Below are 10,715 nucleotides of genomic sequence, written 5' to 3' on the forward strand. Positions count from 1 at the left end.
CGCCACAACCGCATTGCGCTGGACAGCCGCCAGCAGCCATTCCTCCTCGGCGCCGACCAGCGTTTCCAGGCCGCCGAAGGCGACGCCCTGCCGGACGGCGAGCCGAAGCCGCTGCGCCTGAACAATCGCCTGCGCGGCCTGCTCAACACCGCCCTGGCCAGCCACCAGTTGGTGGCCAACGAAGTGCCGCTGCGGCAGGCCGCCGCGCAGCAGTTGCAGAAAACCGCCAAGGCCGCGCAACGGCCGCTGCTCGAAGCGCGCCTGCGGATCGAGAGCGACGCTGGCGTGAAGGAAGCCCTCGGCCTGGCCCTGGCCAACCTGCAACTCGGCGATCCCGACCCGGCGCTACGCCTTTCCGCCGTGCGCCTGCTCGGCGAGTCCGGCGATCCGCTGGCGCGAACCCGCCTGGAGAACCTGCTCGACCCGGCGGTGGAACCGGAGGCAGGCGTGCGCATCGCCGCCGCCACCAGCCTGGCCCAGGTCAAGCGCCGGCTGCTGGTCGGCGACCTGCTCGGCCAGGCCTTCAGCGGCCTGTCGCTGGGCTCGATCCTGCTGCTCGCAGCGCTCGGCCTGGCGATCACCTACGGCCTGCTCGGGGTGATCAACATGGCCCACGGCGAAATGCTCATGCTCGGCGCCTACTCCACCTACGTGGTGCAACTGCTGTTCCAGCGCCTGGCGCCGGAATGGCTGGCGCTCTACCCGTTGCTGGCGCTACCGGTGGCGTTCTGCGTCAGCGCCGCCATCGGCATGGCCCTGGAGCGCACGGTGATCCGCCATCTCTACGGCCGGCCGCTGGAAACCCTGCTCGCCACCTGGGGCATCAGCCTGGTGCTGATCCAACTGGTGCGGATGCTGTTCGGCGCACAGAACGTCGAGGTAGCCAACCCGGCCTGGCTGTCCGGCGGCATCCAGGTGCTGCCGAACCTGGTGCTGCCGTGGAACCGCATCGTCATCATCGGCTTCGCCCTGTTCGTGCTGCTCCTCACCTGGCTGCTGCTGAACCGCACGCGGCTCGGCCTGAACGTCCGCGCGGTGACCCAGAACCGCAACATGGCGGCCTGCTGCGGGGTGCCCACAGGGCGCGTGGACATGCTCGCCTTCGGTCTCGGCTCGGGCATCGCCGGGCTCGGCGGGGTAGCCCTGTCGCAGGTCGGCAACGTCGGCCCGGACCTCGGCCAGGGCTACATCATCGACTCCTTCCTGGTGGTGGTGCTCGGCGGCGTCGGCCAGCTCGCCGGCAGCGTCCTCGCCGCCTTCGGCCTCGGCGTGGCGAACAAGATCCTCGAACCGCAGATCGGCGCGGTGCTGGGCAAGATCCTGATCCTCGCGCTGATCGTCCTGTTCATCCAGAAACGCCCGCAGGGACTGTTCGCCCTGAAAGGGAGGGTCATCGATTGAACCAGCCACTCACCGTCACCCTCGCCCGCCGGGCCGGCGGCCGCGTCACCGCTATCGCGCTCGGCGCAGCCTTCGCCACGCTGCTGGCCATGCCGCTGCTGCACCTGCTGCCGGCGGACAGCGCGCTGCACCTCTCGGCCTACAGCCTGACCCTGACCGGCAAGATCCTCTGCTACGCCATCGTCGCCCTCGCCCTCGACCTGGTCTGGGGCTACGCCGGCCTGCTGTCCCTCGGCCACGGGCTGTTCTTCGCCCTCGGCGGCTACGCCATGGGCATGTACCTGATGCGCCAGGCCTCCGGCGACAGCCTGCCGGCGTTCATGACCTTCCTTTCCTGGAACGAACTGCCCTGGTACTGGGCCGGCACCCAGCACTTCCTCTGGGCGCTGTGCCTGGTGGTGCTGGTGCCCGGCGCGCTGGCCTTCGCCTTCGGCTACTTCGCCTTCCGCTCGCGGATCCGCGGCGTGTACTTCTCGATCATGACCCAGGCCCTGACCTTCGCCGGCATGCTGCTGTTCTTCCGCAACGAGACCGGTTTCGGCGGCAACAACGGCTTCACCGACTTCCGCAGCATTCTCGGCTTCCCGATCACCGCGCCGGGCACCCGCGCCGCCCTGTTCCTCGCCACCGTCGCGCTGCTCGCGGCCAGCCTGCTGCTCGGCTGGCGCCTGGCGCGGAGCAAGTTCGGCCGGGTCCTCACCGCGCTGCGCGACGCCGAGAACCGCCTGATGTTCTGCGGCTACGACCCGCGCGGCTACAAACTCTTCGTCTGGACCCTGAGCGCGGTGCTCTGCGGCCTCGCCGGCGCGCTGTTCGTGCCGCAGGTGGGGATCATCAACCCCAGCGAGATGTCGCCGACCAACTCCATCGAGGCCGCCGTCTGGGTCGCCCTCGGCGGACGCGGCACCCTGCTCGGCCCGCTGCTCGGCGCCGGCGTGGTGAACGGCGCGAAGAGCTGGTTCACCGTGGCCTTCCCGGAATACTGGCTGTTCTTCCTCGGCGCGCTGTTCATCGTCGTCACCCTGTACCTGCCGCGCGGCCTGCTCGGCCTGCTGCGCAAGGAGAAGGAGCAATGAGGACCACCCCGCACCTGATGCTCGAACCGGCCTTCCACCCCGGCCTCGATAGCGCCGGCAGCGGCCGCGACGCCATCGGCCTGGGCGCCGCCACCAGCGGCCGGCTGGACGCGCGCCACGGCACCATCCTCAGCCTGGAAGACATCAACGTCAGCTTCGACGGCTTCAAGGCCCTGCGCGACCTGACCCTGTACATCGGCGTCGGCGAATTGCGCTGCATCATCGGCCCCAACGGCGCCGGCAAGACCACCCTGATGGACGTGATCACCGGCAAGACCCGCCCGCAGAGCGGTACCGCGTATTTCGGCGACACCCTCGACCTGACCCGCATGAGCGAGGTGCAGATCGCCCAGGCCGGGATCGGTCGCAAGTTCCAGAAGCCTACGGTGTTCGAGGCCCTGAGCGTGTTCGAGAACCTCGAACTGGCGCAGAGGGCCGACAAGTCGGTGTGGGCCAGCCTGCGCGCGCGGCTCGACGGCACGCAGAGGGAACGCATCGAGGAGGTGCTCGCCACCATCCGCCTGCTGGAGTCGCGGCAGCGTCCGGCGGGTTTGCTGTCCCACGGCCAGAAGCAGTTCCTCGAGATCGGCATGCTGCTGGTGCAGGAACCGCAGTTGCTGCTGCTCGACGAGCCGGTGGCGGGCATGACCGATGCCGAGACCGAATTCACCGCCGAGCTGTTCAAGTCCCTGGCGCGCAAGCACTCGCTGATGGTGGTGGAGCACGACATGGGTTTCGTCGGCAGCATCGCCGACCATGTCACCGTGCTGCACCAGGGCCACGTGCTGGCCGAAGGCTCGCTGGCGGAGGTACAGGCCGACGAACAGGTGATCGAGGTCTACCTCGGTCGCTGACGCCAGCCATCCGCTCGGCGGGTAGCGCCTGCCAAGTGGCGCCCGTCGCGTAGGGCGAATGACCGCTCGCGGTTATCCGCCGAGCCAGGTTGGGAATCGCAGTGAAGAACCATCACGGGACAAATGGAAGAGAACCATGCTGCAAGTCGACAAGCTCCACCAGTACTACGGCGGTAGCCATATCCTCCGTGGCCTGAGCTTCGAGGCGAAGGTAGGCGAGGTGACCTGCCTGCTCGGTCGCAACGGGGTGGGCAAGACCACCCTGCTGCGCTGCCTGATGGGCCTGGTCCCGGCCCGCGAGGGCCAGGTCGCCTGGGAAGGCCGTTCGCTCACCGGACTCAGGCCGCACCAGCGGGTCCGCGCCGGGATCGCCTACGTGCCGCAGGGACGGGAAATCTTCCCCCGGCTGACGGTGGAAGAGAACCTGCTGATGGGACTGTCCCGTTTCAGCGCCAGGGACGCCCGGGCGGTGCCGGACTTCATCTACGAGCTGTTCCCGGTCCTGCGCGAAATGAAACAGCGCCGCGGCGGCGACCTCTCCGGCGGCCAGCAGCAGCAACTGGCGATCGGCCGCGCCCTGGCCAGCCAGCCGCGACTGCTGATCCTCGACGAACCCACGGAAGGCATCCAGCCTTCCGTGATCAAGGAGATCGGCACGGTCGTCCGCAGCCTGGCGGCGCGCGGCGACATGGCGATCCTGCTGGTCGAGCAGTTCTACGACTTCGCCGCCGAACTGGCCGACCAATACCTGGTGATGGCGCGCGGCGAGATCGTCCAGCAGGGCCGCGGCCGCGACATGGAGAGCGAGGGCGTGCGCGGGCTGGTGGCGATTTGAACGGACTGGGACACACTGCCGCTGGCGCAACCGGGGCCTGCGCTGGCAATCTCTATGCCCTCGTCTTTCCGCAGGAGGTCGAAATGACCGTCACTCTGCGCCCGGCCGTCCAGGCCGACGCGGGCTTCGCCGCGCTCTGCGTCGCCGCCGCCTATGCCCCGTGGATCGCGGTGATCGGCCGCAAACCCTGGCCGATGACCCAGGACTACCACGAGGTGATCGCCAGCGACCGGGTCCTCATCGCCGAGCACGACGGCCAGCCGGTCGGCCTGCTGGTGACCCGGGAAACCGCCGACGGCTTCCTCGTCGACAACCTCGCCGTGCTTCCCGAATGCAAGGGCCAGGGCATCGGCCGACAGCTGCTGGAACGCGCCGAGCGCGACGCGACGAGCCTCGGCTACCGCTCGCTGTACCTCTACACCAACGAGCGGATGACGGAAAACATCGCGCTCTACGCCAGGGTCGGCTACCTCGAATACGAACGCCGCCAGGAAGAGGGATTCCGCCGCGTGTTCATGCGCAAGGCCCTGGCCTGACCCGACCGATGACCGCCGCCCTCCCCGACCTGAGCTTCCACCCCGCCTGGCACGCCCAGCTGGAGCTGGCCTACGCCCGCGCCGGCGACGCCACACGCCCGGTGACGCGGCGCCACGCCGGACCGCTGCGGGTGCAGAAGCACCTCTACGCCGAAGGCCCGGAAGTCTGCCAGCACATCCTCGTGCATCCGCCCGGCGGCATCGCCGGCGGCGACAGCCTGGCCTTCGACGTGCGCCTCGGCGAACGCGCCTGGGCCCAGCTCACCAGCCCCGGCGCGGCCAAGTGGTACCGCGCCGCCTGCCCGTCGCGGCAGACCCTGGAGATCCACCTGGAGCCCGGCGCCACCCTGGAATGGCTGCCGCAGGAAAGCATCGTCTTCGCCGGCGCCCAGGCTGAACTGGAAACCCGTATCCAGTTGCGCGGCGACGCCCGCCTGTTCTACTGGGACATGGTCGCGCTCGGCCGCCCGGCCAGCGGCGAGCGCTTCGCCAGCGGCCACTTCGTCGCAGCCCTGGACATCCGTCGCGACGACCGCCTGCTCTGGCACGAGCGCCAGCGCATCGACGGCGGCGACCGCCTGCTCGACTCGCCGATCGGCCTCGCCGGGCACCCGGTGCTGGCGACCCTGGTCGCCAGCGGCGAGATCGACACCGACCTGCTGCAACGCTGCCGCGCGCTCCCCTGCGCCGGCCGCGGCAACCTCAGCCAGTTGCCCGGCGGCCTGCTGGTGGCGCGCTGCCTGGCCGACGAGGCGCTGCACGCGCGAGCCTGGCTGATCGAACTCTGGCGCCTGCTGCGGCCGGCGCTGCTCGGCCGCGAGGCCGTTCCCCCACGCATCTGGAGTACCTGAGATGGACTTGTCCCCCCGCGAGAAAGACAAGCTGCTGATCTTCACCGCCGGCCTGCTCGCCGAGCGCCGGCTGGCACGCGGTCTCAAGCTGAACTACCCGGAGGCGGTGGCGCTGATCTCCGCCGCCCTGCTGGAGGGCGCGCGCGACGGCCGCAGCGTCGCCGAGCTGATGCACTACGGCACCACCCTGCTGAACCGCGAGCAGGTGATGGAGGGCGTGCCGGAGATGATCCCGGACATCCAGGTGGAGGCCACCTTCCCCGACGGCACCAAGCTGGTGACCGTCCACCAGCCCATCGCCTGAGGCCGCCCATGAGCGCTTCGATCCGCGACGCCGGCGTCGCCGACCTGCCCGGCATCCTCGCCATCTACAACGACGCCGTGGGCAATACCACGGCGATCTGGAACGAAACCCCGGTGGACCTGGCCAACCGCCAGGCCTGGTTCGACACCCGCGCCCGCCAGGGCTACCCGATCCTGGTGGCGAGCGACGCCGCCGGCGAAGTGCTCGGCTACGCCTCCTACGGCGACTGGCGACCCTTCGAGGGCTTCCGCAGCACCGTCGAGCACTCCGTCTACGTGCGCGACGACCAGCGCGGCAAAGGCCTCGGCGTGCAACTGCTGCAGGCGCTGATCGAACGTGCGCGGGCCCAGGGACTGCACGTCATGGTGGCCGCCATCGAAAGCGGCAATGCCGCCTCGATCGGCCTGCACCGGCGCCTCGGCTTCGAGATCAGCGGGCAGATGCCGCAGGTGGGCCAGAAGTTCGGCCGCTGGCTCGACCTGACCTTCATGCAACTGAACCTCGACCCGACGCGCAGCGCGCCCTGAGCCCCAAGGAGCCCCCATGATCCCCGGTGAATACGACATCCAGCCCGGCGATATCGAACTCAACGCCGGCCGCCGCACCCTCGCCCTGAGCGTGGCGAACACCGGCGACCGGCCGATCCAGGTCGGCTCGCACTACCACTTCTTCGAGGTCAACGACGCCCTCGCCTTCGACCGTCCGGCCACCCGTGGCATGCGCCTGAACATCGCCGCCGGCACCGCGGTGCGCTTCGAACCGGGGCAGAGCCGCGAGGTGGAGCTGGTGGAAATCGGCGGCGGACGGCGGGTATACGGCTTCGCCGGGCGGGTGATGGGGGACCTCTAGGGCCCATTCCCAACTAGCTAGGTCCGAGGAAAGACAGCGAACACCGACGATCGCCAAAGGAGCGTTCGATGAAAATCAGCAGACAAGCCTACGCCGACATGTTCGGCCCCACCGTCGGCGACCGCGTGCGCCTGGCCGACACCGACCTGTGGCTCGAGGTGGAACGGGACTTCACCGTCTATGGCGAGGAAGTGAAGTTCGGCGGCGGCAAGGTCATCCGCGACGGCATGGGCCAGAGCCAGCTGGGCGCGGCGCAGGTGGTCGACACGGTGATCACCAACGCGCTGATCCTCGACCACTGGGGCGTGGTCAAGGCCGACGTCGGTCTCAAGGACGGGCGCATCCAGGCCATCGGCAAGGCCGGCAACCCGGACATCCAGCCCGGGGTGAACATCGCCATCGGCGCCGGCACCGAGGTGATCGCCGGCGAGGGCATGATCCTCACCGCCGGCGGCATCGACACGCACATCCACTTCATCTGCCCGCAGCAGATCGAAGAGGCGCTGATGAGCGGCGTCACCACCATGATCGGCGGCGGCACCGGCCCCGCCGCCGGGACCAACGCCACCACCTGCACCTCCGGTCCCTGGCACATGGCGCGGATGCTCCAGGCCGCCGACGCCTTCCCGATGAACATCGGCTTCACCGGCAAGGGCAACGCCAGCCTGCCGCTGCCGCTGGAGGAGCAGGTGCTCGCCGGCGCCATCGGCCTGAAGCTGCACGAGGACTGGGGCAGCACCCCGGCGGCGATCGACAACTGCCTGGAGGTGGCCGAGCGCCACGACATCCAGGTGGCGATCCACACCGACACCCTCAACGAATCCGGCTTCGTCGAGACCACCCTCGGCGCCTTCAAGGGCCGCACCATCCACACCTACCACACCGAGGGCGCCGGCGGCGGCCACGCACCGGACATCATCAAGGCCTGCGGCTTCGCCAACGTGCTGCCCAGCTCGACCAACCCGACACGGCCGTTCACCCGCAATACCATCGACGAGCACCTGGACATGCTGATGGTCTGCCACCATCTCGACCCGGCCATCGCCGAGGACGTGGCCTTCGCCGAGTCACGCATCCGCCGCGAGACCATCGCCGCCGAGGACATCCTCCACGACCTCGGCGCGTTCAGCATGATCAGCTCCGACAGCCAGGCCATGGGCCGGGTCGGCGAAGTGATCACGCGCACCTGGCAGACCGCCGACAAGATGAAGCGCCAGCGCGGCCGCCTCGACGGCGACGGTGCGCGCAACGACAACTTCCGCGCCAGGCGCTACATCGCCAAGTACACCATCAACCCGGCGATCACCCACGGCATCAGCCATGAAGTGGGCTCCGTCGAAGCCGGCAAGTGGGCCGACCTGGTGCTCTGGCGCCCGGCCTTCTTCGGCGTCAAGCCGAGCCTGATCCTCAAGGGCGGGGCCATCGCCGCCAGCCTGATGGGCGACATCAACGGCTCGATCCCCACGCCGCAGCCGGTGCACTACCGGCCGATGTTCGCCAGCTACGCCGGCAGCCGTCACGCGACCAGCCTGACCTTCGTCAGCCAGGCCGCCTTCGCCGCCGGCGTACCGCAGCAGCTCGGCCTGCGCAAGGCCATCGGCGTGGTCAGCGGCTGTCGTGGTGTGCAGAAGACCGACCTGATCCACAACGGCTACCTGCCGACCATCGAGGTCGACGCACAGAACTACCAGGTACGCGCCGACGGCCAGTTGCTCTGGTGCGAACCGGCGGACGTGCTGCCGATGGCACAGCGCTATTTCCTGTTCTGATTCCCACGCGACGGGGCCCGGCGCCACGCCGGGACGTCGACCGCTCCGTTCGGACAGCTTGGCTTGCCGGCGCTAGCGGCGACAATGGCGCCTCCCCGCAGCCGCCGGCAGTCCGTCCATGTCCTCCCGCCAATCGTCCCGCAACGCTTCCACCCCGTATCTGGCCAAGGCCTTCCAGGCGACGGCCATCGTCGTGGTCAGCTACTTCCTCTACTGGACCTACCAGCTCTACCAGTACGGCGAGATTCCCATCAGCAAGAAGGACGTGATGCTGCGCCAAGCCATCCTCGCGCGCTTTCCGGCGGACTACGAGGTGGAGATCAAGGGCGCCGACCTGCTCGGCTTCGGCGAGAAATTCCTGGTCGCCTACGGCAATCGGCGCTTCGTCGGCAAGGCCTTCGCCATGGACGACCAGGTCATCGAGCGCCTGGAGCGGAACCAGGGACGGACCAACCTGCCGCTGGTGAAGGTGTTCTACATCGCCGAACCCGGCCTCCTCTCCTCGCTGCTCAACCTCTCCCCGTTCCTGGATATCCAGAAGAACATGGTCGAGCTGAGCCTCCGGGAATACCGGAAGATCCAGTTGGTCCCCTTCGATCCGGACGCGAAGCGGAAACCGCGCGAGCAGTTCGAAACCGATTATGCCTTCCCCCAGCTGTTCAGCCTCAGCCAACTGGAAGTCGCCGACTACGACGGCGACGGCCGCGACGAACTGCGCCTGGGCTACCTGTCCTACGCCGGCGGTTCGGGAGGGACGCGCTGGTCGGTGATCTACGACCTGAAGGAGGGCGCGCTGAGCGCCCATTCCGGCTATCCGGAAATGCTCGACATCGACGTCGCCCGGTTCATCCAGGCGGTCAACCTGCACGCCGGCCTCGACGGCACCCTACCGCGCGACCAGCGTCAGCTGGAAGACGTGGTCGGCCGAGGCAGCGAGCGCTTCGCGCTGACCGCCGCGGAGCGCCAGGCACTGGTCGCCGACCCGCCGCAGCGGGACGACTACGCCAGGGTCCTGATGAGCCTTTCGCCGCGCTCGCCCTACGCCCCCGATCGCTTCATCGACCTCGGCGATGGCAGCCGACTGAGCCTGGCCCCGCGCCATACCGACGATTACTCGACCTTCCTCGACATCGGCGGGAAGAAAATCTTCGTCGAAGCCTTCTACGTCGACGACGACGCCTGCCACTGGTGCGAGCATCGCTGGCGAGTGATGGCTTTCCATTACGACGACGGTCGCTGGATCTCGGACCGCACCATCAACGGCGACGGCTTCAACGGGCAGTGGCTGCGCAACGCGGAGCCGCTGGGCCTCAACGACGTTTTCGGTACCTACCGCGACCAGGGCCCGGCGGGCCTGGCCTGGTCCTTCATCGACCCGCGCTGGACCGCCTCCAGCCAGCATGACCTGGACGATCCGCTGGGCGTGGGGATGCGCACCCTGTCGCCGGTGGAGCAATGGGTGAAGGAACGCTATCGGGAAAACTGAGGCAGGCCTTCAGCGCAACTGGCTGTCCTTGCTGCCGCGGCGGTTGTAGCCGCTGAACTTCGCCTGTTCCCTGTCGTGCTCGGCCTGGCAGTTGACGCACAGGCGCACGCCGGGAATCGCCCGGCGCCGCGCCTCGGGGATCGCCGCGTCGCACTCTTCGCAATGGGTCAGGCTCTCGCCACGGGGCAACTGGCTGCGCGCACGAGCGATGGCATCCTCGATCGTGCTGTCGATCTGTTCCTGCACCGCACCGTCGTTCGCCCACCCGCTGGCCATGACTGACTCCTCTGGCTGAAACCCTGGAACCTCCAGATATGGGCGTTCGCCCGCGGCTTTGCAAGGGCGGCGCGACCATCGGCCTGGCGTGGCACAATCGCCAGCCAAGCCTGAAGGTACACCGCATGATGGGACCGTTCCGCCGCCTCGCCCACCTGATCGACCAGGGCCGCCAGCTCGACGCCGCGCTCGCCGGCGATCCGTTCGCCCTGCCGGCGCCGGAGGACCGCTATAGCGTCCGGCAACTGCACGGCCTGTATCCGCGCCGTCATCCCGGTCTCTACGCACCGCTGCTCGGCAGCCTGGCGCTGCTGCTCGGTGCCGCGCCGCGGGGTCTTGCCGCCCTGCGCTTGGCATTGCCGGGGGCGCCTTTGCGGCCGCTGGGCTGGCTCTCCGCCCTGCCGCTGCTGGCGGCCTGGCTGTGGCTGATCGCCCTGCTCTCCCGCGGCGCCAGCCTCGGCCCGCGCCTGGCCCGCGA

General features: G+C 69.0%; 12 protein-coding genes and 1 pseudogene. 12 read left to right on the plus strand and 1 reads right to left on the minus strand.

The window, feature by feature from the left end; genetic code table 11:
• The 11 genes from urtB to FFS27_RS20665 form a co-directional block, all read left to right on the plus strand.
• On the plus strand, nucleotides 1–1,401 hold a 1,401-nt coding region (gene urtB, locus FFS27_RS20615; protein ID WP_137952177.1), incomplete at its 5' end, for an urea ABC transporter permease subunit UrtB.
• Entirely contained in the window at nucleotides 1,398–2,477 is a 1,080-nt protein-coding gene (urtC, locus tag FFS27_RS20620; RefSeq protein WP_003105139.1) for an urea ABC transporter permease subunit UrtC, read from the plus strand. The genes urtB and urtC, both read left to right, overlap by 4 nt.
• Nucleotides 2,474–3,331 (plus strand): urea ABC transporter ATP-binding protein UrtD, encoded by an 858-nt coding sequence (gene urtD / locus FFS27_RS20625; RefSeq protein WP_003111224.1) that lies wholly within the window; start codon nucleotides 2,474–2,476, stop codon nucleotides 3,329–3,331. The genes urtC and urtD overlap by 4 nt, the downstream gene beginning before the upstream one ends.
• A 136-nt stretch (nucleotides 3,332–3,467) precedes the next feature.
• A complete protein-coding gene (urtE, locus tag FFS27_RS20630; protein ID WP_003105134.1) occupies nucleotides 3,468–4,166 on the plus strand; it encodes an urea ABC transporter ATP-binding subunit UrtE in 699 nt (232 codons plus the stop codon).
• Nucleotides 4,167–4,249: 83 nt separating this feature from the next.
• The gene (locus tag FFS27_RS20635) at nucleotides 4,250–4,702 is read left to right on the plus strand and encodes a GNAT family N-acetyltransferase (protein WP_003095437.1); all 453 of its coding nucleotides are present in this window, start codon (nucleotides 4,250–4,252) and stop codon (nucleotides 4,700–4,702) included.
• Nucleotides 4,703–4,710: 8 nt separating this feature from the next.
• Entirely contained in the window at nucleotides 4,711–5,553 is an 843-nt protein-coding gene (locus FFS27_RS20640) for an urease accessory protein UreD (RefSeq protein WP_003116109.1), read from the plus strand.
• Between the two features lies 1 nt (nucleotide 5,554).
• Nucleotides 5,555–5,857: an urease subunit gamma gene (locus FFS27_RS20645; RefSeq protein WP_003099389.1), complete on the plus strand. Its 303-nt coding sequence runs from the start codon at nucleotides 5,555–5,557 to the stop codon at nucleotides 5,855–5,857.
• Between the two features lie 8 nt (nucleotides 5,858–5,865).
• A complete protein-coding gene (locus tag FFS27_RS20650; RefSeq protein WP_003110942.1) occupies nucleotides 5,866–6,384 on the plus strand; it encodes an L-methionine sulfoximine N-acetyltransferase in 519 nt (172 codons plus the stop codon).
• 16 nt (nucleotides 6,385–6,400) lie between these two features.
• Nucleotides 6,401–6,706 carry an urease subunit beta gene (locus FFS27_RS20655; RefSeq protein WP_003095450.1) on the plus strand — a complete coding sequence of 102 codons (306 nt, stop codon included), beginning with the start codon at nucleotides 6,401–6,403 and terminating at the stop codon, nucleotides 6,704–6,706.
• A gap of 68 nt (nucleotides 6,707–6,774) precedes the next feature.
• On the plus strand, nucleotides 6,775–8,475 hold the full coding sequence (ureC, locus tag FFS27_RS20660; RefSeq protein WP_003095453.1) for an urease subunit alpha: 1,701 nt from the start codon (nucleotides 6,775–6,777) through the stop codon (nucleotides 8,473–8,475).
• A gap of 118 nt (nucleotides 8,476–8,593) precedes the next feature.
• On the plus strand, nucleotides 8,594–9,961 hold the full coding sequence (locus tag FFS27_RS20665) for a hypothetical protein (protein WP_019486470.1): 1,368 nt from the start codon (nucleotides 8,594–8,596) through the stop codon (nucleotides 9,959–9,961).
• Nucleotides 9,962–9,970: 9 nt separating this feature from the next.
• Here FFS27_RS20665 and FFS27_RS20670 read toward each other — a convergent pair whose 3' ends face one another.
• Nucleotides 9,971–10,237, minus strand: a complete 267-nt coding sequence (locus FFS27_RS20670; protein ID WP_003095462.1) for a DksA/TraR family C4-type zinc finger protein — start codon at nucleotides 10,235–10,237, stop codon at nucleotides 9,971–9,973.
• Nucleotides 10,238–10,362: 125 nt separating this feature from the next.
• On the opposite strand from FFS27_RS20670, the pseudogene FFS27_RS20675 reads away from it, so the two are divergent.
• Nucleotides 10,363–10,715 (plus strand): annotated as a pseudogene (locus tag FFS27_RS20675) (hypothetical protein); the annotation flags it as partial.

The sequence above is a fragment of the Pseudomonas sp. 2VD genome (assembly GCF_005503585.1).
Taxonomy (GTDB): domain Bacteria; phylum Pseudomonadota; class Gammaproteobacteria; order Pseudomonadales; family Pseudomonadaceae; genus Pseudomonas; species Pseudomonas aeruginosa.